Source organism: Bradyrhizobium sp. Mp27 (genome assembly GCF_029953005.1).
Taxonomy (GTDB): Bacteria; Pseudomonadota; Alphaproteobacteria; order Rhizobiales; family Xanthobacteraceae; genus Bradyrhizobium; species Bradyrhizobium barranii.
On record NZ_JASAUS010000033.1, the window covers coordinates 17,254 to 40,673 of the forward strand.

The window sequence follows — 23,420 nt, forward strand, 5'->3', positions numbered from 1 at the left end:
AATTCGTCGCGTGTTCACGACTTGCGCCGACGATGTCGCGGGAGCGTTTTCCTGTCAGCCCGGGCGGGAGCGATGTCCGGGGTAACCTGTCGCAGTTCTGCGACAGTCATGGGCGAGGCAAGCGCCCTCAGTGCTTCAGCTCGAACCGCTTGAGCTTCCTGTGCAGCGTGGCGCGACTGACGCCGAGCGCCTTGGCGGCGGCCGAAACATTGCCGCCCGCGCGCAGCAGCGCCCGCTGCAACACCGCGCGCTGGCCGCCCGCAAGCTGGTCATGCGCGGGTTCGCCGCCGAGGAGGTCAGCCGCGGGCACCGGCTGCAAGGGACGACCGGGCGCAACACCTAATCCCACCCGCGCGGACCGGGTCGCGCCGATCACGAGATCATCCGCATCGACCGCGACGAGGCCGCCGGCCTGGCCGTCGGCGCCTTGCGTCAGCACGATGCGGGCATGGGCGAAGGCGCGGCGAAACAGATCAGCCTCGATTCGCCTCGCCGCCTCACCTGCCGCGAGCGCGATCAGATTGGAAAACGCATCGGTCCGGTCGGCGCGGCAGGAGGAGACATCGAGCACGCCCGCAAACGCCGCCTCGTGGTCGTAGATTGGAACGGCGGTGCAGCTCAGAAGCGTGTTGCGGGTGAAGAAATGCTGGTCGCGGTCGATCGTCAGCGGGCGCTGCTCGACGACGCAGGTGCCGATGCCGTTGGTGCCTTCATGCTCCTCGCTCCAGAGCGCGCCGGTCCACAGGCCCCAGGCTTGGAACGTCGCATCGTCCACCGCCGTGCCGCGGCGGTCGACCGGCACGCCCGCACCGTCGGCCAGCAGCACGCAGCAGCCGCTCGCGCCGACCGCCTGATAGAGCCTGTCCATCGCGCCTCGCGCGGCGGCGAGCAGCGGCCCGACGCGCTCGCGCGCCTGCCGCAACTCGACATCACTCAGCCGCATCGGCGCGCTGCGGCCGGCGGGATCGAGATGATGCAATCGGGACGAACGGCGCCATGAGGCCACCAGCGCAGAGCGCGCGGCCTGGCCCGACGCAATGGCGGCCTCGACGCGGGCCGCGTGATGCCGGGACATTGGCCCATTCATCACTGTTTCCTCCGGGTGGCAGTCTAGGCTGCGCCGGCACGGCCCGGTTGATCTGCGTCAACTCAGGCCGACGGCGGCAGAAGCCATGGGGCCGTTGCTGCGTTGCCGTCAAGGCGGCAGCCCGGTTCCAAGCCTAAGACTTTCGGTAGAATTGCTACACGGTCGTCGGATTTCGGCAGCGGCTTTCGATGCCGGTTTCGAATGCTGCGGAAAGCGCTACTTCGCCGGGATCATCCGAACGAGATCGTGCGGATTGACATAGTCGAGCTGATAGCGCGCCCGCTCGTCCAGCATGTCAGGATCGATCCGCGACGTCCGCAGCAGCGACACGCGCTGCTCGCTCTTCGCGCGCTCGCGCTTGAGCTGGGCGAGCTCGCTCGTCAGCGCGATGATCTCCTGGTCGAGTTCCTGGCGGGCGTTGAGACCGTATTTGCCGGTGTAGGCGTTGACGCCGAAATAGCCGACGATAGCGGCCGCCATCGCATAGAGGGCAAGGCCGGTCAGGATCGATTTCAGGCGCGCGCGGGAGACCATCCTGGGAAGATGCGGCAGGTTGGTTAAGGGAGTGCTAATCGCTTCCCCCTTCGCGTTCCAATCGCTACCCCCAGCCGTCATGCCCGGCCTTGTGCCGGGCATCCACGTTCTTCGTCACCACGAGCCAAGAAGTGGATGGCCGGGACATCTAGCGCGAAGACGCGCTTCGCGCTTTTGCCCGGCCATGACGAAGAAAGACCTCAGCCGTGGTGTTTGGCCACGTGCGCAGCAAACGCGTCGATATAGGCCTGGAGGACGGGCTTCAGAGATTCCTTGGTCAGGTTCCCCTCCGCATCGAAGGCATCGCCGACCGCGTTCAGATAGATCTCCGGCTGCTGCAGGATCGGGCCGGCAATGCCCGGCAGGATGTTCTGCAGCGTCTTGGCGGCGCTGACGCCACCGAGCGGGCCCGGCGAGTTCGAGATGATGCCGACCGGCTTGCCGTTGAACGAGCTCTTGCCATAGGGGCGCGAAGCGACGTCGATGGCGTTCTTGAGCACACCCGGGATGGCGCGGTTGTATTCGGGGGTGACGAAGATGACGCCGTCCGACTTTTGCAGCTTCTCGCGGAAGGCCAGCCAGTCCGCTGGCGGCGCGCCCTCGAGGTCCTGGTTAAAGAACGAGATGCCTGCCAGCGTGACGACCTCGAGCTTGAGCGAGGCCGGCGCGAGCTTTGCGATCGCATTGGCGATCTTCAGCGAAAAGCTGTCCTTGCGCAGGCTGCCGGCGATCACGACGATGTTGTAGGCCATGGATTGTCCTTGGGGGCTTGAGCGGAAGTTCCGGGGCGGCACTTAAGCGATCCGGGTCGATGGATGCAAGTGCATGAACCGGTCCTGTTTGGAAACGCTGAGTTTCTCGAAAGCAGATGGTCGCTACGATCCAAAAACAATCAGGCCGCCCGAAGGCGGCCTGATGTTTCTCGCAAACCCCTGGCCCGGTTCAGATCGTCGGATTCCAGGCCGACGGGAGCGCCGTCCTTCTCGACATGCCCCACCGATGGGAAGGTGAAGTGGAAACCGATCACGGTCGCCTTCTCGGCCGCCGCCATGTCATAGAATTTGTGGCGGGTGGCCTGCGCCAGCGCGGCGTCGTTGTCGAACGCCACATGCCAATCCGGATTGCGCAGGAAGAACTCCGGAATGTTGGTGACGTCAGACTGGATCAGCACCTTCTTGTCGCCAGAGGCTACCGCGAACGAGGTATGACCCGGCGTATGGCCGGGCGTCGCGATCGAGGTGATGCCCGGGGCGACCTCCTTGCCCCACTCGTATTTCGTGACCTTGGATTCGAGGCCGGCAAAGGTCTTCTTCACGTTGGCGAAGTAGTTCTTCGTCATGTCGTTCGGAGCCTTGGCCGCGTTCTCGTCGCTCGCCCAGAACTCCCAATCCTTCGCCGGCACCATGATCTCCGCATTCGGGAACGCGAGCGCGCCGTCGGCGAGACGAATGCCGTTGGTGTGATCAGGATGGAGATGCGACAGCAGCACGACGTCGATGTTCTTCGGGTCGACGCCGGCAGCGGCGAGGTTCTGCAGCGTCCGGCCGACCGCGCCCTTGCTCGGCTCGAGATTGGCAACGCCGTTGCCGGTGTCGATCAGGACCAGCTTCGAGCCGGTGTTGATGAGCTGCGGATTGAACGGCACCGTGACCATGCCCTTCGGCATGTACGCCGCCTCACCTGCGGCCAGCGCTTCCTCCTTCGGCAGGTTGACCACGAACTTGTCCGGCATCGGGAAGGTGCGCGCGCCGTCGTTGATCGAGGTGCACTCGTAGCTGCCGACCTTGTAGCGATAGAAGCCCGGCGCCTGCGCCCCGCTTGGCGGCACCGAGGCACTGGCAGTGGTCGCTCCAAGTCCGGTTACGGACGCCGCGCCAATAGCGGCCGCGCCCGCGAGCAGGTCGCGGCGATTCAGATCAGTCATGGAAGTGTCCCCTTCTATGCTTGCGGTTGCCCCGCTTTCAATTGCGGCGCGAATGTTCCCCCGCTTCGCTCAGAAGGCAAGTCCTTCTTTGGATGGTGTGCCGCGGCACATCACGAAGATTTATTCGGGTTGATGAGGAATTTTTCGCCGGTGGCCCGTTTGGCGTAGACTGCGATGTTGGCGGGATCGAGCGCCTCCTGAAGCGACACCACCTTGGTGTAGTGGCTGGCGAAGGTCGTCTTCAATTCGTCGACGACGCGCTGGCGCAGCCTGGCTCCGTCCGCCTGCCCGATCTTCATCAGGAACGGAAACAGCAGCCAGCCGCCGACGCCCCAGGCCATGCCGAAGCCGCGGGGCAGCTCGATCGGGCGGATGTCGAGCGCGCCGTAGACGTAGACCTGCTTGTGCACGTTGGAGCCGTAGCGGCTGTATTCCTTGGCGGTCTTGTTGATCGCGGCTTCCATGCAGTTGAGGATGTCGCCGGCCAGCTTGCCGCCGCCGATGGCATCGAAGGCGATGGTGGCGCCGGTCTCGACCAGCGCATTGGTGAGATCGCCGAGGAAGCTCGGTGCGGTGGAATCGACGACGTATTTGGCGCCGATCTTGTGCAGGATGTCGGCCTGCTCCTTGCTGCGCACGATGTTGACCAACGGAATGCCGTCCTTGATGCAGATCCTGTTCAGCATCTGGCCGAGATTGGAGGCGGCCGCGGTGTGCACCAGCGCCTTGTGCCCCTCGCGCCGCATGGTCTCTGTCATGCCGAGCGCGGTCAGCGGATTGACGAAGCAGGAGGCGCCTTCCGCCGGGGTGGTGCCAGCCGGCAGCGGCAGGCACTCGCGCACTTTCAGCGTGCGGTACTGCGCGTACATCGCGCCGCCGATCATGGCGACGGTCTTGCCCATCAATGCCTTCGCGGCATCGGACGAGCCGGTCTTGATGACGACGCCCGCGCCTTCGTTACCAACCGGCATGGACTCGTCGAGCCGGCCGGCCATCGCCCGCATCGCGCCCTCCGGCACCTTCGCGGTGATGACAGGAGCGTCCTTGCTGCCGGACGCCTTCGCCGTGCTCATATCGGCCGCGCCGACGAGGAGGCCGAGGTCGGACGGGTTGATCGGCGCCGCCTCGACGCGGACGACGACCTCGTCCGCGGCGGGCTCGGGGGTCGGCACGTCGACGAGCGCGATTTCGAGCTCTCCGCTGGTCTTGATCAGCGAACGCAGTTGCAGTCCGGTCTTGCCGTCGCTCATGTCGATCCTCCCTGTCCTTGCCAGAGCGCCGGCTTATGCCAGCGCCTTCAGTGCCGCCTTGCCGCCGTAGAGTGCCTGCTTGCCGAGCTGTTGCTCGATGCGCAGGAGCTGATTGTATTTGGCGGTGCGGTCGGAACGCGCAAGGGAGCCGGTCTTGATCTGCCCGCAATTGGTGGCGACCGCGAGGTCGGCGATGGTGGAATCCTCGGTCTCGCCGGAGCGGTGCGACATCACCGAGGTATAGCCGGCCTTGTGCGCCATCTCGACGGCAGCGAGCGTCTCGGTCAGCGTACCGATCTGGTTGACCTTGATCAGGATCGAATTGGCGCGGCCGGCCTTGATGCCTTCGGCCAGGCGCTTGACGTTGGTGACGAAGAGATCGTCGCCGACCAGCTGGCACTTCTTGCCGATGAGGTCGGTGAGCTCCTTCCAGCCGTCCATGTCGTCTTCCGACATGCCGTCCTCGATGGTCACGATCGGATAGCGCGACACCAGGTCCGCGAGGTACTTGGCCTGCTCGGAGATCGAGCGGGTCTTCCCCTCGCCTTCATAGACGTACTTGCCGTCCTTGAAGAACTCGGTCGAGGCGCAGTCGAGGCCGATCACGATGTCGGTGCCGGCCTTGTAGCCCGCCTTGCCGATCGCGTTCATGACGAATTCGAGCGCGGCGTCCGCCGACGGCAGGTTCGGGGCGAAACCGCCCTCGTCGCCGACATTGGTGTTGTGGCCGGCCTTCTTCAGCTCGGACTTCAAGGTGTGGAACACTTCCGCGCCGTAGCGCAGGCCCTCGGCAAAGGACGACGCGCCGACGGGAAGGATCATGAACTCCTGGAAGTCGATCGGATTGTCGGCATGCACGCCGCCATTGATGATGTTCATCATCGGCACCGGCAACAGCCGCGCCGAGGTGCCGCCGACGTAACGATAGAGCGGCATGTCGAGCGAGTTCGCGGCAGCCTTGGCGCAGGCGAGCGAGACGCCGAGGATGGCGTTGGCGCCCAGCCGGCTCTTGTTCGGCGTACCGTCGAGGTCGATCATGATCTGGTCGATCTGGGCCTGCTGCTCGACATCGAGGCCGCTCAGGGCCTCGAAGATCTCGCCATTGACGGCGCCAACCGCCTTGGTGACGCCCTTGCCGAGATAGCGGGCCTTGTCGCCATCGCGCAGTTCCACCGCCTCATGGGCGCCTGTGGAGGCGCCGGACGGCACCGCGGCACGGCCGAGCGCACCATCTTCCAGCACGACGTCGACCTCGACGGTGGGATTGCCACGGCTGTCGAGAATTTCGCGGCCGATGATGTCGATGATGGCGGTCATGATGTGCACTTCCGTTCGTTAGGGCTGATCGGTGCCGGGGGTCTTACACGGGCCGCAAGCAAATGTGAACGCTTGGACGGCGTGCTTCGACTGACGCGTGAGCGGGCTCGGACTATCCTTGAAGTCGCCTGCTCTGCGCGTCCAACCTCAATCTGAAACAGTCGGGGTAACGCCATGAACCGCCGCCAGTTTCTTGCCTCGAGCACCGCCCTCCTCGCCGTCCGCCCAAGTTTTGCGCAGGAAGGCCTGTTCCGGACGAAATATTTCCCCATCAGCGCCGGCATCGGCCTGCACGACCTCGCCCCCGCTCGCGACGGCACGGTCTGGTTCACGGCGCAGGGCAAGGGCATGCTGGGCAGGCTCGACCCCCGGGATGGCAGTTTCAAGACAGTCAGCCTCGGTCAGGGCGCAGCACCACACGGCGTGACGATCGGCCCCGACGGTGCCCCCTGGATCACCGAGGGCGGCCAGAACGCGATCGCCCGGGTCGATCCCGGCGATCTCAAGGTCACGCTGTTCCGCCTTCCCGAAAAATTCGCTTCCGCCAATCTCAACACCGGCGTGTTCGACAAGGAAGGCACCTACTGGTTCACCGGCCAGTCCGGCTATTACGGCCGGCTCAAGCCGGGATCGGGCGAGATGGACGTGTTCAGGGCGCCCAGGGGTGTTGGCCCCTACGGCATCGCGGTGACGCCCAAGGGTGAGGTCTGGTACGCCTCGCTGGCCGGCAGCCATATCGCGAAGATTGATCTTGCGACCGGCAATGCCGCCATCGTCGAGCCGCCGACGCCGAGCCAGGGGGCGCGGCGGGTCTGGTCAGATTCGATGAGCCGGATCTGGGTCAGCGAGTGGAACAGCGGTCACGTCTCGGTGCACGATCCCGCCAACGGCTCCTGGAAAACCTGGAAGCTGCCGGGCGATCGCCCCCGCACCTATGCCGTCTATGTCGACGACAAGGACAAGGTCTGGCTGACGGATTTCTCCGCCAATGCCATCGTCCGCTTCGATCCCACGACCGAACGGTTCAACGTTTTCGCCAGCGACAAGGCCAATGCCAATGTGCGCCAGCTCGACGGTCGCCCGGGCGAACTGTGGGGCTGCGAGTCCGGCAACGACCGGATCGTCATGATCCAGACGATCGCGGTTGGTTGACGACGGCGTCATTTGCGTCCATCCCGGCATCCTCTGGAGCGCGATCTTATCGCGCTCCGGTTTTTAGTTGAGCATGATCTTTCGGAAAACCGGTGCCCACTTTTCCGGATCATGCTCGAACAGGATGTGACGACGATGGCGAAGAAATCCCTCCAGCTCGGCCGCGCGGTCGAATGGCCGCACACACCGGAAGAAGCCCAGCTCGACCGCGTGCCCAATCCGCAAAAGGGCACGGACTATCTGGTGCGCTTCACCGTGCCGGAATTCACCTCGCTGTGCCCGGTCACGGGACAACCGGATTTCGCGCATCTGATGATCGACTACGCGCCCGGCCCGTGGCTGCTGGAGTCGAAGTCGCTCAAGCTCTACATCGCGAGCTTCCGCAATCACGGCGCATTCCACGAGGATTGCACCGTCATGATCGGCAAGCGCATCGCGAGCGAGATCAAGCCGAAGTTCCTGCGCATCGGCGGCTACTGGTATCCGCGCGGCGGGATCCCGATCGACGTGTTCTGGCAGACCGGCCGCGTGCCGAAGGGATTGTGGGTGCCGGAACAAGGCGTCGCACCGTATCGCGGGCGGGGTTAGTTGGAGACGAATGACGATGACATCGATATCAGCAACATTCCGCAACATCGCCTTCGGCGTTCTAACCGTCCTGTGGCTGACCGGCGCGGCCGAAGCTGCCGAGGTCCATGTGATGATCTCGGGCGGATTGACGGCTGCCTACAAGGCGCTCGTGCCGGAATTCGAAAAGGCCACCGGCAACAAAGTGCTGACGGAATATGGGCCGTCGATGGGGACGACCACCAATGCGATCCCGGTCCGGCTGGAGCGCGGCGAACCCGCCGATGTCCTGATCATGGTGGGCTATGCCCTCACCGACCTCGCCGGCAAGGGCAAGGTCGTGGCCGGCAGCCAGGTCGACCTCACCAGATCACCGATCGGCGTTGCCGTGAAATCGGGTGCGCCGAAGCCGGATATCGGCTCGGTGGAGGCGGTCAAGCGCGCGCTGCTGGCGGCGAAGACGATCGCCTATTCCGATAGCGCCAGCGGTGTCTACGTCTCGACCGAGATGTTCGACAAGCTCGGCATCGCCGACGTCATGAAGGACAAGGCACGAAAGATTCCGGCAACGCCGGTCGGCGAGATCGTCGCGCACGGCGAGGCCGAGCTAGGCTTCCAGCAGATCAGCGAGCTGAAGCCCGTGAAGGGCATCGATATCGTGGGACCGCTGCCGAACGAATTGCAGAAGATCACGATCTTCTCGGCCGGGATCGCGGCCGGTTCGAAGGAGCCCGAGGCCGGCCGTGCCCTCATAAAATTCCTCGCCTCCCCCGCCGCACGCGAAGCGATCATCGCAAGCGGGATGGAGCCGATCCCGGCGGGGGGCGCGAATTGAGGCAGGCCTACTCCACGCGCTGCTCCTGATACGCCCTCAACAGATTGGCTTCGCCACTCTTAGTCAATCGGAGGCTGCTGAGGTCTTCTTGACCGGACCGAGATCGCGCGCCGGATAGTTGGCGCCGGATTCGACGATGTGTCGTCGCACTGCTGCAACGAGCGCGGCGAGATCGCGAGACTCGATCGCATCGACGATCTCGACATGGTGTGCCGCACTTCTCTGCAGCTCGGCGTTCGACGGCCACAAAGCAATCGGCCCTGGTCTGGCGCGATTTCTGATCTCCACGATGAGGCTGGCGAGCGATTGGTTCGCTGCATGGCGATAGATCTCGTCGTGAAAGGCTGCGTTGGTATTTGCCTGATCCGCCTTGCTGCCGCGCGCCACAGCATCTTCGAAGATTTGCTGAGCCTGCTTGATCTTCTTGAGTTCGTCGGGGCCGATATTCGGTAGCGCCTGCGTGGCCGCTTCAACCTCGAGCAGCGTGCGGATCGCCAATATCTCGCGAACGACGTTCAAGTCGGGTTGTGCGACCCGGTATCCGCGATTGTCGACATGCGTCACCATCCCGCTTGCGGCAAGCTGGGTCAGCGCACTCCGGACGTCAAACCGTTTGGCAGCGAAGGCTTCTTCCAGGTCGATCTGGCGCAACCATTCGCCGGGCCGGTAGTCGCCTTGCAGGATGGCGGCACCGATTTCCGCCGCCAACAGCCTCTTCTGCTCCTTCCGTACTTTCATGGCTGCTTCCCTTTTTGGAGCGCTTGACTTGCCAAGACCATTTGCGCACAAATTGGCGCCAATAAATGCGCATAACAAATCGCGGCGGCCGGAGGAACAGTAGATGTCAGGCATCGATCGTAGAAGCTTAATGGTGATGTCGGTTCTCGGCGCCACGATGGGGCTCCGGGGCACGGCCCAGGCGGCGCCGAACGGGTATCCCGAGAATTATCAGAAGATCATCGACGACGCCCATAACGAGGGCAGCCTCCTCATTTACTCGATCATGTCGCCGGAAAACTGGCGTCCCGTGATCGAGGGCTTCAACAAGCTCTCCCCGAAGATCAAGGTCGAGACCCTGGATCTCCCGGCCTCCCGCGAGAGCTTCGAGCGATATCTGGCCGAGCGGAGCACCAACAGCCGCACCTGCGACCTCATCGCGACGGCCGATCCGGGCGGATGGATCGATTTCCAGGAGCGCGGTGAAGTCCTCGACTACGTCTCGCCTGAGGCGAAGGCCTGGCCGGATTGGTCAAAGCCGTTTCCCGGCGTCTACACCGTCTCGTCCGACCCCATGGCGCTGATCTGGAACAACACGCTGGTGGCCGACGGCAAGCGTCCCAAGACACTTGCCGAGTTCGTCGAGCTTGCGGTCGCAAACGAGAAGACCTGGCGCAACCGCATCACCAGCTACGGCGTGCATCAAACGACTTTCGGCTACGGCATCAGCTACGCGTTCGTGAAGAAGCACGGCGAAAAGGCCTGGGACTGGTTCGCCCAACTTGCAAAGCTTTCGCCCCGATTCGAGCGTTCCGGCGGCCCAATGACCGAGAAGGTCACCTCCGGCGAATACACCATGGGCTTCTTCGTTTCGGCCATCACCTTCTGGCCGCGCCTGAACGATCCGGCGCGGGCAAAGATCCTCGGCTGGAGCTTCATCGGAGACGGTCAGCCGGTCGTGCTGCGTGGCATCGCGATTCCGAAGGGATCGAAGAACGTCAACGCAGCAAAACTGATGCTCGACTACGTCGTCTCGGAGGACGGTCAGCGCGCATTCGGACGGGGCGGCCTGACGCCGGCACGCCCCGGTGTGAAGCCGGGCGACGGAATTCGCCACACCTACTCGTCGATCGTGGAAGCCGTCGGCGAGCAGAACATCTGCTACATCGGCTACGATCGGGACGCGGTGCGGGACTACGACAGCTTCCTCGCGCGCTGGAAAAAGACCTTCAATGTCGCTTGACGCAAGCAGCGCGCTGGGGTCGTCGGCCGCGGACGCTTTGCCGAAGCCGCTGCCCGGCCGCGATACCGTCATCCAGTACGGCATGGCGCTGCTGACAATCGTCCTGATCGCAGCGCCTCTCCTGCCCGTTCTCTATCAATCTTTCCTGGATCGTGCGCTCTACGATTCCGGCCAGCAACTGACGCTGGGCAATTTCGGGCGCCTGCTTCGCACCGACGGCTTCGCGCTCGTCATCTGGAACACGTTCGTGTTCGCCACCCTCACCACCGTGATTTCGCAGACGCTGGGCACGCTGGCGGCGGTGCTGTTCGGCCGCACCGACATGCCGTTTGCGCGGCTGTTTGGCGAGCTCTTCCTGTGGCCGATCTATCTCTCGGCGCTGGTATTGTCGTTCGGCTGGTACACGATCTACGGACCGGCCGGCTACCTCACGCTTCTGGTTCAGTCGATCTTCGACGGCGCGCCCTGGAATCTCTACTCGCTGCCGGGCATGGCGATGATCGCAGGCGTCTCGCAAGCACCGGTCGCCTACATCTACTGCATGTCGTCGGCCTCGATCACCGATCCGACTTTGGAGGAAGCCGCGCGCGTGACCGGCGCCGGCACCTTGAGGACCTTGTGGCGGATCACGCTGCCGCTCCTCATGCCGGCGATCGCCTATAGCGCAGTGCTCAATTTCACGGTGGGACTGGAGCTGCTCGCAATTCCGCTGGTGTTCGGAGATCCCGCCGGCATCACTGTGCTGACCACGTTCCTCTACAACAACGGCGTGGCGTCGGCCCGCCCCGATCACGGGCTGGTGGCAACGGCTGCCGTGCTGATGCTTGCCGTCGTCTGCGTGCTGGTGTGGCTACAAGGACGCTTGCTCGGCAATACAAGACGCTTCGTCACGCTCGGCGGCAAGGCCACGCGACCGCGCCCTTTCCGCCTGAACAGCCTGCGCTGGCCGCTTTGCATCGTCTCGGCGATCTACATCACCGCAACCGTCGTGATGCCGATCGGCGCGCTGCTGCTGCGCGCCTTCACCAGCCTGCTGTCGCCGATGGTGCCGATCAGCGAGGTGCTGACGCTCGGCAACTTCGCCAACATGCTCGAATACCCGGTCTACCCGCGTTCGATCTGGAACTCGCTGATCGTCAGTTCGGTCGGTGGCGTCGTCGCCACTGCGATGGTCGCCCTGATCGCCATCATCGTACTGCGGTCCGACTTCCGCTGGCGTGGCGCGCTACACTACATCGCGCTGTTTCCCCGTGCCGTGCCCGGCGTCGTCGCCGGCATCGGTTTCTTCTACGCGTTTGCGCTCGTGCCTGGCCTGGGCGGCCTCCGAAACACGATCTGGATTCTGGTTGCCGCCTTCACGATGCACTTCATTCCTGTGGGGCTCGGTGCGGTTGCTCCGATGTTGTTGCAGATGAGCCCGGATTTCGATCGCGCCGCCCGTACGCAGGGCGCGGACTGGTGGACGACGAGCCGGCGCATCGTTTTGCCTTTATTGCGGCCGGCACTCGTTGCCTGCTTCATCATCCTCTTCATCACGTTCTTCAAGGAATACACGACAGCGATCTTCCTGTTCGCACCCGGCAGCGAAGTGATCGGGACCACGCTGCTCCAGGCATGGACGCAGGGCGAGGTCGGTCTGGTGTCCGCGCTGGCGACCATCCAGATCCTGGTGATCGGCGTCTGTGTCACGGCGGCGCGCGCTTTTCTCGGAGTGAAGCTTTATGGCTGAGTTGCTGATCGAGAACCTGCACAAGCGGTACGGACCGGTCAAAGCGATCGACGACGTCAACATCCACGTTGCCGATGGCGAGTTCGTCACGCTGCTGGGGCCGTCAGGGTGCGGCAAGTCAACAACGCTCGGCGCCATTGCCGGACTGGATCAACCGACGAGCGGACGTATCCGCGTGGGCAACAAGACCTATTTCGACGGAGAAAAGGGAATCTTCCTGCCGCCGGAAGCGCGCCATTGCGGGCTCGTGTTCCAGAGCTACGCTTTGTGGCCACACATGACGGTCTATGACAACGTCGTGTTTCCGCTCAAGCTGCGCAAGGTATCGACCGCCGACTGCAAGCGCCGCGTCGAGGAGAGTCTCGCTCTCGTCGAGATGGAGCGCTTTCAGGACCGCTATCCGCATCAGCTCTCGGGCGGCCAGCAGCAGCGTGTCGCGCTCGCGCGAACGTTGGTCTACCAGCCCGAAATCCTCCTGCTCGACGAGCCCCTGTCGAATCTCGACGCAAAGCTGCGCGATCGCGCCCGGACCTGGCTTGCCGAACTGCGCACGCGCCTCGGCCTGACGACGATCTACGTGACGCACGACCAGGTCGAAGCGCTGGCTCTGTCCGACCGCATCGTGGTCATGAATGGCGGCCGCATCAGCCAGATCGGGTCGCCCCAAGAGATCTACACGCGGCCGGCAGACAGTTTCGTCGCCGACTTCATCGGAACGACCAATTTCCTGAACGGCGACGTGGTCGGGGCGCCCGACGGCGACGGACAGACACTGGTCAGTCTCGCCATGGTCAGCGCGTTCTGATCAAGTCCGACAGACGTCCATCCCTCGGCGACAAGGTCACGTTTGCCTATCGCCCCGAGCAGATGCGCCTGGCGGCGGCCAACGATCAGGCGATCGGAGGTTCGATCGTTGAAGCCGACGTGGTCAGCCATTCCTATGTTGGCGGCCGATGGCAAATCGGATTGAGCGTCGGCGGAAATCAGATCCGCATCGAAACCCAGGAGGCAACGACTGACCGCCAGTTGCGCCTGTGGCTGCCTGTCACCGGCGGCATCCTGTTTACAGAACGGAACCATGGCAAATCCCACTGACGCCACCTCTCCCGAAAGCGGACTGCATCAGGCCGACTACACCCCCGGTGTCCGCGGCCCGCTGACAGGGCTCCGCGTCATCGACCTCTCGAGGCTGGTCGCAGGCAATCTGCTCACCCAGCATCTCGCCGACTTCGGCGCCGACGTCATCAAGGTCGAGCCGCGCGAAGGCGATACGCTGCGCGGCTGGCGCACCAAGGGTGTCGAAACCAACTGGAAGATCCATTCGCGCAACAAGCGCAGCATCTGCCTGGAATTCCGTCACGACGAAGCGGTGCCGCTGATCCGCAAGATGATTCCCGGCGCCGCGATGCTGGTCGAGAGTTTCCGTCCCGGCACGCTCGAGCAGATGGGGCTATCGCCGGAGGAACTGCTGCGGCTAGAGCCCAAGCTCGTGATCGTTCGCATATCGGGATGGGGCAGACCGGCCCCTATCATCGCCGGCCCGGCTTCGGGACATTGGTGGAAGGCTTTTCGGGCTTCGCCGAGATGAACGGCTTCCCCGATCGTGAGCCGGTATTGCCGCCTATGTATCTGGCCGATGCCCTGTCCGGTCTCACCGGAGCGTTCGCAGCCATGGCGGCGCTGCGGGAAGTCGAGATCAACGGCGGAAAGGGACAGGTGATCGACCTGCCGTTGCTCGACCCGATCGTCAACTCGCTCGGGCCCCAGGCGGCAAATTACCGTTTGACCGGCGTGGTCAAACCGCGCAGCGGGAGCCGCTCGAGCGGCTCGGTACCGCGCAATGTCTACCGCACGCTCGATGGCGGCTGGGTTTGCCTGTCGGCATCCACGCAAGGCATGGCGATGCGGGTGCTGCGTTCGATCGGCCGCCCGGAGCTCTGCGAGGATCCAAAGTTCAAGACCAACGAGCAGAGGCTCGTCCATGTCGCCGAACTCGACAAGATCATCGGCGATTTCATAGCGACACGAACGGTCGACGACAACGTCGCCTTCTTCGAGGCGGCCGAGGTCACGATCGGTCCGGTCAACGACACCGTCCGCTTGATGAACGATCGCCACGTGCAGGCCCGCGGACTGCTGGCCGACTATCCCGACGAGGACATGGGAACGTTCCCGATGCACGCCGTCCCGGTACGCCTGTCCGAGACGCCCGGAAGCATCCGGACGCCTGCGCCACGCCTCGGTCAGCACAGCCGCACCATCCTGGCCGAAGCCGGCCTCAGCCCTGACGACATCGATGCCGCCCTCGCCTCGGGCGTTGTGAAGGAAACCAGCACATGACAGTTGAACGAAAATTCCCGGTCTGGCGCTCTGCGCTGTTCGTACCCGCGAACGTCGAGCGGTTCGTGGTCAAGGCCGTCGAGCGCGGCGCGGACGCGCTGATCATCGATCTCGAGGACAGCGTGCCGCTGGCTGAAAAGGCCAATGCTCGAAAGCTGATCCCGGGCATCGTGAAGCGCTTTCGCGACACCGGAAGTTCGGATGTCATGGTGCGGATCAACCAGCCGCTCGAATTGGCGGTGCCCGATCTGGAAGCGGCTGTCATCGCCGGAGTGGACGCGATCAAGATCACCAAGGTCGAAGGCGCCGAGCATCTGCGTCTGCTCGACGAGATGGTGACCAGACTGGAGATCGAGCGCGGATTGCCCATCGGCAAGATCTGGTTTGTCGGCCTGATCGAGGCGCCCGGTCCTCTCTCGAGGGCTCACGAGATCGCGCGATCGATCCCGCGGCTGGCCGGCATTTCACTGGGTGCGGAAGATTATGCCACCGCCATCGGCGCCAAGCCGACGGAGGAAACCCTGTTGATGCCAAAGCAACAGGTCGTGCAGGCAGCCCGCGCCGCCGGCATCATGCCGCTCGGCACCATCGGCTCAGTCGCCGATTTCTCCGATCTGGAAGGATACACAAGGATAGTCAGGCGCTCCGCGGACTTTGGCTTCGTGGGCTCTGCCTGCATCCATCCGTCGCTGGTGCCGATCCTCAACGAGGGTTTCAGCCCCTCCGCGAAGGAGGTGGCCGACGCCGAGCGCGTCGTTGCGCTCAACAAGCAAGCGGCTGCCGAGGGACGTGCATCCTTTGCCATCGACGGCAAGATGATTGATATTCCGATCGTGCAGCGAGCCGAAGCGCTGCTCGAGCGCGCGCAAGCAATCGCCGGCCGCGCGCATCGCCCTCGTTGATTGTGGTCCCCCAGCGCGGCGCGAAGCGCTGTCTCTGGGGACCAAGGACGATTCGATAGAGCGCGCGCCAGCGCTTACGCCACCGCCCTCACCTTGCTGATGAAGCCGTCGACCTCCGACGTCAGCGAGGTCGACTGGCTCGACAGGTTGGCGGCGGCCTTCAGCACGCCGGACGCGGCGCGGCCGGTCTCGTTCGCGGCTGACGACACGGTTGCGATGTTGCGGGTGACGGTCGAGGTCGCTTCCGCCGTGTGCTGCACGGTGTTTGCGATCTCGGCGGTGGCCTTGTTCTGCTCCTCGATGGCGGCGGCGATGACGCGGTTGATGCTCGAGACCTCCTCGATGGTCTTGACGATGCCGTCGATCGCCGAGACCGCCTTCTGCGTCGCCCCCTGGATCTCCGTGATCTGGGCGCTGATCTCTTCGGTCGCCTTCGCCGTCTGGGAGGCCAGGTTCTTCACCTCGCTCGCCACCACCGCAAAACCTCTACCGGACTCGCCGGCTCGGGCTGCCTCGATCGTCGCGTTCAGCGCCAGAAGGTTGGTCTGGCCGGCGATCGAGGTGATGAGGCCGATGACCTCGCCGATGCGATCGGCGCCGTCGGCAAGCGCGCGCATGGTGCTGTCGGTTTCCTTGACGGTGACGACCGCCTGCTCGGTGGCCCGCGTCGCCTGCTCGACCTGACGGTTGATCTCGCGGATCGAGGCGTTGAGCTCCTCCGCCGCAGCCGCCACGGTCTGCACGCCGCCGCCGACCTGGTCGGCGAGCGTCGAGGCCGAGCCGGCCTGGGTCTGGGCCTCGGCTGCCGTGCCCGACATCGAGCGCGCGGTCGTCTCCAGCTCGCCCGAGGCGCTCGACAGCGTCTGTACCATCTGGCCGATGCGGCTCTCGAATTGCCGCACGAGGCCGGACAATTCGGATGCACGCTTCTCCTTGTCGGCGCGCTCGGCGGCCTGGTCGCCGGACAGGCGCTCGGCGTTGATCATGGCCTCCTTGAACACCTGGAGCGCCGCGGCCATGCGGCCGATCTCGTCGTTGCGGCCGAGGCCCGGCACCTCGCCGGCAAAATCATGCGCCGCGAAACGAGACATGACGCCGGTGATCGCGGTCAGCGGCCGGGTGACGCGGTTGCGCATCAGCATCAGCCCGCCGATGGTCAGCGCCAGCGAGGCCGGCACCAGCAGGCCGAACAGGATCAGGCTGAAGCGGGCGCGCGAGGCGCCCTCCTCGGCCCGCGAGATCATGTTGGCGAGCGCGGTTTGCGTGACGATGACGACATTGTTGGCGCCGACAAGCTGACGATCGCGGTAGTCGATGCCTGCGACGCCGGCGGGCTCGCCGGCGAGCAGCTTGGTCGCAATGGCATTACGTTCGTCGCTGAGCGCGCCGGAGATTTCCGGCTCGGCGTTACGGATCGCCTGCAGCAGCTCGGGCGAGGCCACATTCGGGCCGAGATCGCGCACGACCACCCAGGACTGCTGGATGCGGCCGCGCAGATCGGCGAAGGTGACGCCATCGGCGGCGGTCCAGGTCTTGTTGGCGAGGATCGAGGAGAACTGGATCAGAATGGTCTGGCCGGCATTGGCGCGGGCCTGCCAGGAGGCCTGCTTGGCGATCAGGAGGCGATCGACCACGGGGTCGATCAGCGTCATCGCGTTGTCGACATGGGCGGTGACGTCGCCGATCGCATCCATATAGGCGTCGCTGATCTTGGCCCAGCTCGGTTGCAGGTTCGCATCACGCGCCGCCTTCTCCTGCTTCAGCGCAGCGACCGCGCGCGGCCGCAACTCCTCCAGCTGCGCCCAGATGCCGCGGAGCTTGTCGAGCTTTTCGGCAAGACCGGGCGCTTCAGCGGAGGTGAGGCTCTGCAAGGCCTGCGCGTAATTCTTCTGCACCGCCGCTCGCTGCTCGGCGAGGCTGTTCATGACGCTGTCTGGCGCGGGGGCGGCCGACGCCAGATAGCTCAGCGTGTCACCGCGCTCCAGGCGGAAAATCACGAGCGTATTGGTCAGAGCGCGGCTGGCGACCGCGAGCGAGACGATGCGGTTGCTGTCCGAGTAGCGGGTGACCGCGAGCTTCAGCGCATAGGCACAGATGACGACGAGAACGAGACCGAGAGACCCAACCACCGCCCCGAGGATGCGGGCGACTGAACGCTGCTTTTGCATCGACTGATCCATATTGCTGCCAAGACGCGGTTCGCGGGCAATCTAAGGAGCGAACGATGAGATTTGATTTAAGATTGAACGGCTTTAGCTACCAATCTCTTCCGGGAAAATACGGAAATCGGTAGTTCGATACTCCCCTCAGACCCGTGCGTCCGAGGGTGCCCTCTGCTTGAGCAGCCGGGCGCAGACGAGACCCAGCACCATCATGATCGCGGCGCTCGCGAGCAGGGTCGGGACCTTGCCACCGTGCTGGAGGCCAAGGCCATAGGCGATCGGGCCGACGGTCTGCCCCATGAAGAAGAAGAACGAATGCAACGACATCGCCGTTGCCCGCGCCCCGATCGACAGCTCGCTGGCAAAGACCTGCAGGCAGCCGTGGATCATGTAGAAGCCCCAGCCCATCGCCAGCATGCTGGCGAATTGCAGCTTCCATCCGGGACCGAAGGCGAGCACGCCGAGCTGCAGTCCGACGAGGCCTGCGCCCGCAATCATCATGCCCCTGACGCCGAGCCACGGCAGGAACCGTGAGACTGTGAAAGTGTAGAACAGTCCGCCGATCGCAAAGCCCGCGATCACGATGCCCGCGATCGACGGCGACTTCTCGCCGAGATCGAACAGCAGCGCCGCGATGAACGGAAACAGGCCGAATACGCAGCAGCCCTCGACGAAGACCGCCGAGTAGCAGTAGCGCGTGTTGGGATTGGCGAAGATGGTCCGGTAGCCCTGCCGCAGGGCCTTCAGATCCGTCTTCGGCGGCGCCGTCAGCGCGGCACCGCGAAAGCCCGCGGCCACCGCAACGGCCGCGATCAGGCCGAGCGCGCCGAGCATCATGAGCACACCGCGCCAGCCGATGAGTTCACCGATGATGCCGGAGGCGGTCGCACCGAGCAGATTGCCGGTCATCGAACCTGCAAGCGTGCGGCCGATCGCGACCTGCCGCTTGGCGGGTGCGACGAGGTCGGCGGTCAGGCCGAGGGCGACCGGAAACACGCCACCGGAGGCGATACCGGCGAGGATGCGGCTCGCGAACAGGCCCGAGAACGTGGTCGCGACCGCGCCAAGAATGCAGGAGACGCCAAGCAGCGCCAGGCACAACGTCATCAACCGCGCCTTGCCGAACAGATCGGCAGCCGCTCCGATCACCGGCTGAACCAGCGCGTAGATCAAGGCGTAGCCGGCCGCGATGCTGGCGGCCGTCGTGATACTGATCGAAAAATCTTCCGCGACATGCGGCAGGACGGGATCGAGCGCGCGCGTGGACAACGCCGCCGAGAAGCTCGCGAGCGCGATGATATTGATCGCGGGCGGAAACTTCTGGTCGGACGACGGCCCGGTCGCAGGCTGGGACATCAGCGCGTTGTGCTTTTCGTCACCGCGTCGAATGCCATCAGCGTGCGGATCAGCCCTTCGAACTCGCGCAGCGGCACCATGTTGGGCCCGTCCGAGGGCGCGCGATCAGGGTCGGGATGGGTCTCGATGAAGACGCCGGCAACGCCGACCGCGACGGCTGCGCGCGCCAGCACCGGCACGAACTCACGCTCGCCGCCCGAGGACGTCCCCTTCCCGCCCGGCTGCTGCACCGAATGGGTGGCGTCGAAGATCACGGGCGCGCCGGTGGTGCGCGCCAGGATCGGCAGCGCGCGCATGTCGGAGACCAGCGTGTTGTAGCCGAACGAGGCGCCGCGCTCGGTGACGAGCACGTTGGGATTGTTCGCGGTCGTGATCTTGGTCACGACATTGGCCATGTCCCAGGGCGCGAGGAATTGCCCCTTCTTGACGTTGACGACCTTGCCCGTTGCGGCGGCCGCCAGCAGCAGATCGGTCTGCCGGCACAGGAAGGCCGGGATCTGGAGGATGTCCACGGCTTGCGCCACCTCGGCGCACTGCGCGGCGTCATGCACGTCGGTCAGGACCGGCAAGCCGAGGGAGGCGCGGATCTCGGCGAAGATCGGCAGCGACTGCGCCAGCCCGAGGCCGCGCGCAGCCGATGCACTGGTGCGGTTGGCCTTGTCGAACGAGGTCTTGTAGACGAGGCCGACCTTCAGCCGCGCGGCGATCTCCTTCAGCGCGGAGGCCACCTCCAGCGCGTGCTGGCGGCTTTCGAGCTGGCACGGCCCGGCAATGATCGAGATCGGCAGATCGTTGCCGAACCTGACCGAGCCAATGGTGACGACCGGCGCCGCTGAATTCGAAGAGCTCAAGGCAAATTCCCTCGTTTCGCCGCGACCATAGCGGCGATGAGGGGCGGATCAACCCCATTCAGACTGGGCCGTCAGAATATCAGGGTTGCGCCGGGGGCCCCGGCGCGCGCCGCGCGGGAGCCGCTACTTGACCGACGAGAACGCGGTCGGCGTCAGGAGCTGGCTGACGATGTTGCCGACGATCTGGCCGTCCGCTTCGCTCTCGGCACGCGCCTTCATCCAGTCCGGGTCGGTCATGAACTTGCCCCACTTCGCTTCGCGGTCGGCGAGCGAATCCCACGCCAGGAAATAGGTCAGCTCCTGGTTGGATTCGCCGATCAGCGTGGTGAAGAACCCGGCCTGCTTGATGCCGTGCTTCTCCCAGAGCTTCAGCGTGACCGTCTCGAACCGCTTCAGGAGCGCCGGCAGGCGGCCGGGCACGCAACGGTAGATGCGCATTTCATAGATCATTCTTGTTCCTCCCTGATGACGTCGGGGGTTATAACGGCTGGCCGTGACGGTGTCTTCGGCGCTGCCCGATACCGCCCGTGGCGTCTGGCGCATGGCTTGCCGGCCCCGATCGCACCCGGTTCCCGTAATGCTGCCGCAATGATGCTGCCGCTACAACGCTTCGGTTGAGGCTCAGGTGCGGATCATGCGGATTTTGCTCGTCGAGGATGAAGCGGAGATGGCCGGGGCGCTGGCCTCGGCGCTCAAGCGGTACGACATGATCGTCGATCACGTGCCAACGCTTGCCGAGGCCGAAGAGGCCATTTCCGCCGACGTGCACGCCGCCGTGCTGCTCGATCGCCAGCTGCCCGACGGCGACGGTCTTGCCCTGATTCCGAAACTGAGAGCGCGCGCCGACGGTGTGCCGATCCTCGTGTTGACGGCACGCGGCGAGCTCGCCGATCGCGTCGCCGGGCTCGACAGCGGGGCGGATGATTATCTGGCAAAACCATTCGCGGTGGAGGAACTGCTGGCGCGCCTGCGCGCGGTGTTGCGCCGGCCCGCCGGGCTCCAGCCCGACATCATCCGCGCCGGCCGCCTCGCCTTCGATTTCGGCCATCGCGAGGCGAGCGTCGACGGGGCTCCGCTCGAACTGCCGCGGCGGGAGCTCCTTGTGCTCGAAGCCCTGGTCCGCCGTATGGGCCGGACCGTGCTGCGATCGGCGCTGGAGGAAGCGGTCTACAGTTTCGACGACGAGATCCAGTCGAACGCACTCGATACGCATGTCTCGCGGCTGCGCCGCAAGCTTGCCGAAGCCGACGCGCACGTGGAGATCCACGGCATCCGCGGCGTCGGCTATCTCCTGAAGAAACTGCCGTGAGCAGGCACTCCGACCCATATTGCCTGCGCTCTCGGCTGAGCTGGCGCCTGCTTTCGCTCCAGGCCGCGCTGTTGGTCGCCTTGGTCGTCGTCATCATCGGCGCGCTGTGCGCTACAGGCTTCGTGCTGGTCCAACGGGACGAAGACCGCGTGATCGACGTCGTGCAGAGCGCGCTCGCGCGCGACGCAGCCGGCGGTCTGACGCTGCGGCCGACGGCCGAGCTGAAAGCGTTGCGCGAGGAGACCCCCGACCTCTGGTTGCTGGTTCGCGACAGGCAGGGGCATTCGCTCAGTGAAGGCTCCGTGCCGGCTGAATTCGCCGGGATCGGCGGCGCCCTCGACCAGATCAGCCAGGCGCGGCTCGGCTGGCAGCTCCTCGAGGACGATCCACGCAAGCCGGCGGCGCGGTTGAAACGCATCGACACGGACGCCGGCAACGTGCAGGTCATCACGGCGACGCAGGGCAAGCTCAGCGGCGCCAAGGCGGTGTTCACGACGTCGCTGGTGTTGCTGGGCATCGCACTCCCCGGCCTGCTGTTGATGGGGACCGCGACGTTCATCGCGACGCCGATGGTCGTGCAGCGCGCTTTCAGAGGATTGGACGCGACCGCAGACCAGGCCCGGCGGATCGATATCCATCAGCGCGGCGCGCGGCTGTCGGTGGAGCAGATTCCGCTTGAGGTCGTACCGCTGGTGGCCGCGGTCAATGACGCTCTCGCGCGGCTCGATCAGGGTTACGCCCGCCACAAGCGCTTCGTTGCCGACGCCGCGCACGAGCTGCGTACGCCGATCGCGATCCTGAACACGCGCCTGGAGTCATTACCGTCGGGACCGGACAAGACCCGCCTGATCGAGGATGCGGCGCGGCTCGCGACGCTTGCCGAGCAATTGCTGGATATCCAGCGGCTCGACCGTTGCGGGCATCCATTCGTGCCGGTCGACCTGGTCTCCGTCGCGCAAGGCGTTGCCGCCGACCTCGCACCGCTGGCGATCGCGGCTGGCTATGAGCTGTCCTTCGACGCGCCTGCCGCGCGGATCGACGTACTCGGCGACGCGGCCGCGCTCGAACGCGCGCTCACCAACCTCGTGCAGAATGCCATCCAGCACGGCCCTCGCCGCGGCACGATCGTCATTCGCGTCAGCCGTCCCGCCAGCATCGAAGTCACCGACGAGGGCGCGGGCATTCCGGCCGATCAGCGCGAGCTGATCTTCGAGCCGTTCTACCGGCTCACGCCGCTCGATCGCGGCGCCGGCCTTGGCCTCAACATGGTGCACGAGATCATGCTCCTGCATGGCGGTCACGTTTCGGTCCTGGACGGACCGAACGGCGGTGCATGCTTCAGGATCACGCTGCCGCCCCTGCAACAGGGCTGATTCAATTCGTCTCTGCGTCTCAAGCGCAATGCTGTCGCAATGCGCTCAGGCGACTCTTCGACCGCCTCACCTCTGATTTGCGAGGCGCAATCGAAATGCCGGAGTGCGCATGCCCAACGATTTCCTCTCATTCTTCCTGTCCTGGATGTCGGCCCCGCGGCGGGTCGGCGCGATCGCGCCTTCGGGCGCTGCCCTAGCCGATCTCATCACCCGCGAGATCACCGCAACGACAGGCCCGATCCTCGAGCTCGGCCCCGGCACCGGCGCTTTCACCTACAAGCTCCTGAAACGCGGCGTGCGCCAGCAGGACCTCACGCTGATCGAATACGGCTCAGACTTCACGAAGCTCCTGCAAATCCGTTTTCCCGGCGCGCGCGTGTTGTGGATGGATGCGGGACGGCTCACGACGGAGCGGCTCTATGACGGCGCGCCGGTCGGCGCCGTGGTCAGCGGCCTGCCGCTGCTCAATATGTCGACGCGCAAGGTCGTCTCCATCATCGGCGGTGCGTTCCGTTACGTCCGCCCGGGAGGCGCGTTCTATCAGTTCACCTACGGGATGAGCTGCCCCGTGCCGCGGCCGGTGCTCGACCGGCTGGGCTTGCGGGCAAAACTGGTGGATCGCGCCTTGCTGAACGTGCCACCGGCCGCCGTCTACAAGCTGACGCGACGGCCCCAGATGAAGATCGTCACGGAAACGCTTGCGCCCGATGCCTCAATGCCGGTCGCGCCGGCGCCGATGCACCTCGTGCGCGACTACACCGCCGCGCCCTGA

General features: G+C 64.9%; 21 protein-coding genes and 2 pseudogenes. 12 read left to right on the forward strand and 11 right to left on the reverse strand.

Translation table 11 applies throughout. The features are described 5' to 3' along the window. Window positions 1-127 precede the first annotated feature (127 nt). The 6 genes and pseudogenes from QJT78_RS18625 to eno all read right to left on the reverse strand — a co-directional run bounded on the left by QJT78_RS18625 (window position 128) and on the right by eno (window position 6,112). Window positions 128-1,087 (reverse strand): GAF domain-containing protein, encoded by a 960-nt coding sequence (locus tag QJT78_RS18625; RefSeq protein ID WP_038943065.1) that lies wholly within the window; start codon window positions 1,085-1,087, stop codon window positions 128-130. Between the two features lie 216 nt (window positions 1,088-1,303). Then, window positions 1,304-1,621 carry a septum formation initiator family protein gene (locus tag QJT78_RS18630; protein ID WP_028149600.1) on the reverse strand — a complete coding sequence of 106 codons (318 nt, stop codon included), beginning with the start codon at window positions 1,619-1,621 and terminating at the stop codon, window positions 1,304-1,306. Window positions 1,622-1,821: 200 nt separating this feature from the next. Continuing rightward, on the reverse strand, window positions 1,822-2,373 hold the full coding sequence (locus QJT78_RS18635; protein ID WP_028149601.1) for an NAD(P)H-dependent oxidoreductase: 552 nt from the start codon (window positions 2,371-2,373) through the stop codon (window positions 1,822-1,824). A 190-nt stretch (window positions 2,374-2,563) separates the two neighbouring features. Beyond that, window positions 2,564-3,545: pseudogene (locus QJT78_RS18640) on the reverse strand (MBL fold metallo-hydrolase). A gap of 110 nt (window positions 3,546-3,655) precedes the next feature. Continuing rightward, the gene (locus QJT78_RS18645) at window positions 3,656-4,795 is read right to left on the reverse strand and encodes a zinc-binding dehydrogenase (protein ID WP_028149602.1); all 1,140 of its coding nucleotides are present in this window, start codon (window positions 4,793-4,795) and stop codon (window positions 3,656-3,658) included. A 33-nt stretch (window positions 4,796-4,828) separates the two neighbouring features. Beyond that, window positions 4,829-6,112 carry a phosphopyruvate hydratase gene (gene eno, locus QJT78_RS18650; RefSeq protein WP_028149603.1) on the reverse strand — a complete coding sequence of 428 codons (1,284 nt, stop codon included), beginning with the start codon at window positions 6,110-6,112 and terminating at the stop codon, window positions 4,829-4,831. A gap of 174 nt (window positions 6,113-6,286) precedes the next feature. Between eno and QJT78_RS18655 the strand changes: the two genes are divergently transcribed. The 3 genes from QJT78_RS18655 to QJT78_RS18665 all read left to right on the forward strand — a co-directional run bounded on the left by QJT78_RS18655 (window position 6,287) and on the right by QJT78_RS18665 (window position 8,666). Then, on the forward strand, window positions 6,287-7,264 hold the full coding sequence (locus QJT78_RS18655) for a lyase (protein ID WP_281460273.1): 978 nt from the start codon (window positions 6,287-6,289) through the stop codon (window positions 7,262-7,264). A 111-nt stretch (window positions 7,265-7,375) separates the two neighbouring features. Next, complete coding sequence (queF, locus tag QJT78_RS18660; RefSeq protein WP_041960296.1) at window positions 7,376-7,852, forward strand: preQ(1) synthase; 477 nt, start codon at window positions 7,376-7,378, stop codon at window positions 7,850-7,852. A 16-nt stretch (window positions 7,853-7,868) separates the two neighbouring features. Then, window positions 7,869-8,666, forward strand: coding sequence for a substrate-binding domain-containing protein (locus QJT78_RS18665; protein ID WP_028149606.1), 798 nt, complete (start codon window positions 7,869-7,871; stop codon window positions 8,664-8,666). Window positions 8,667-8,729: 63 nt separating this feature from the next. Here QJT78_RS18665 and QJT78_RS18670 read toward each other — a convergent pair whose 3' ends face one another. Then, window positions 8,730-9,518, reverse strand: a complete 789-nt coding sequence (locus QJT78_RS18670; RefSeq protein ID WP_080586558.1) for a GntR family transcriptional regulator — start codon at window positions 9,516-9,518, stop codon at window positions 8,730-8,732. Here QJT78_RS18670 and QJT78_RS18675 point away from each other — a divergent pair. The 6 genes and pseudogenes from QJT78_RS18675 to QJT78_RS18700 all read left to right on the forward strand — a co-directional run bounded on the left by QJT78_RS18675 (window position 9,508) and on the right by QJT78_RS18700 (window position 15,597). Then, on the forward strand, window positions 9,508-10,626 hold the full coding sequence (locus QJT78_RS18675; RefSeq protein WP_240537571.1) for an extracellular solute-binding protein: 1,119 nt from the start codon (window positions 9,508-9,510) through the stop codon (window positions 10,624-10,626). The genes QJT78_RS18670 and QJT78_RS18675 overlap by 11 nt on opposite strands. Next, window positions 10,616-12,355: an iron ABC transporter permease gene (locus QJT78_RS18680; RefSeq protein WP_028149609.1), complete on the forward strand. Its 1,740-nt coding sequence runs from the start codon at window positions 10,616-10,618 to the stop codon at window positions 12,353-12,355. Before QJT78_RS18675 ends, QJT78_RS18680 begins: the two co-directional genes overlap by 11 nt. Then, window positions 12,348-13,160 (forward strand): ABC transporter ATP-binding protein, encoded by an 813-nt coding sequence (locus tag QJT78_RS18685; protein WP_202801341.1) that lies wholly within the window; start codon window positions 12,348-12,350, stop codon window positions 13,158-13,160. The genes QJT78_RS18680 and QJT78_RS18685 overlap by 8 nt, the downstream gene beginning before the upstream one ends. A 62-nt stretch (window positions 13,161-13,222) precedes the next feature. Further along, complete coding sequence (locus QJT78_RS18690) at window positions 13,223-13,450, forward strand: hypothetical protein (RefSeq protein WP_202801340.1); 228 nt, start codon at window positions 13,223-13,225, stop codon at window positions 13,448-13,450. Beyond that, a pseudogene (locus tag QJT78_RS18695) lies at window positions 13,434-14,695 on the forward strand (CoA transferase). The gene QJT78_RS18690 and the pseudogene QJT78_RS18695 overlap by 17 nt, the downstream one beginning before the upstream one ends. Continuing rightward, window positions 14,692-15,597 (forward strand): CoA ester lyase, encoded by a 906-nt coding sequence (locus QJT78_RS18700; protein ID WP_028149612.1) that lies wholly within the window; start codon window positions 14,692-14,694, stop codon window positions 15,595-15,597. Before QJT78_RS18695 ends, QJT78_RS18700 begins: the two are co-directional and overlap by 4 nt. A gap of 74 nt (window positions 15,598-15,671) precedes the next feature. On the opposite strand, the gene QJT78_RS18705 is transcribed toward QJT78_RS18700, so the two are convergent. The 4 genes from QJT78_RS18705 to QJT78_RS18720 all read right to left on the reverse strand — a co-directional run bounded on the left by QJT78_RS18705 (window position 15,672) and on the right by QJT78_RS18720 (window position 20,416). Then, entirely contained in the window at window positions 15,672-17,765 is a 2,094-nt protein-coding gene (locus tag QJT78_RS18705) for a HAMP domain-containing methyl-accepting chemotaxis protein (protein WP_028149613.1), read from the reverse strand. 138 nt (window positions 17,766-17,903) lie between these two features. After that, window positions 17,904-19,115, reverse strand: a complete 1,212-nt coding sequence (locus tag QJT78_RS18710; RefSeq protein WP_028149614.1) for an MFS transporter — start codon at window positions 19,113-19,115, stop codon at window positions 17,904-17,906. Beyond that, window positions 19,115-19,966 (reverse strand): 3-deoxy-8-phosphooctulonate synthase, encoded by an 852-nt coding sequence (kdsA, locus tag QJT78_RS18715; RefSeq protein ID WP_028149615.1) that lies wholly within the window; start codon window positions 19,964-19,966, stop codon window positions 19,115-19,117. The genes QJT78_RS18710 and kdsA overlap by 1 nt, the downstream gene beginning before the upstream one ends. A gap of 123 nt (window positions 19,967-20,089) precedes the next feature. Beyond that, the gene (locus QJT78_RS18720; RefSeq protein ID WP_028149616.1) at window positions 20,090-20,416 is read right to left on the reverse strand and encodes an NIPSNAP family protein; all 327 of its coding nucleotides are present in this window, start codon (window positions 20,414-20,416) and stop codon (window positions 20,090-20,092) included. A gap of 184 nt (window positions 20,417-20,600) precedes the next feature. Between QJT78_RS18720 and QJT78_RS18725 the strand changes: the two genes are divergently transcribed. The 3 genes from QJT78_RS18725 (at window position 20,601) to QJT78_RS18735 (ending at window position 23,420) form a co-directional block, all read left to right on the forward strand. Next, window positions 20,601-21,275, forward strand: coding sequence for a response regulator transcription factor (locus QJT78_RS18725; protein WP_028149617.1), 675 nt, complete (start codon window positions 20,601-20,603; stop codon window positions 21,273-21,275). Continuing rightward, the gene (locus tag QJT78_RS18730) at window positions 21,272-22,648 is read left to right on the forward strand and encodes a HAMP domain-containing sensor histidine kinase (RefSeq protein WP_038943060.1); all 1,377 of its coding nucleotides are present in this window, start codon (window positions 21,272-21,274) and stop codon (window positions 22,646-22,648) included. The genes QJT78_RS18725 and QJT78_RS18730 overlap by 4 nt, the downstream gene beginning before the upstream one ends. 109 nt (window positions 22,649-22,757) lie before the next feature. After that, window positions 22,758-23,420 carry an rRNA adenine N-6-methyltransferase family protein gene (locus QJT78_RS18735; protein ID WP_038943059.1) on the forward strand — a complete coding sequence of 221 codons (663 nt, stop codon included), beginning with the start codon at window positions 22,758-22,760 and terminating at the stop codon, window positions 23,418-23,420.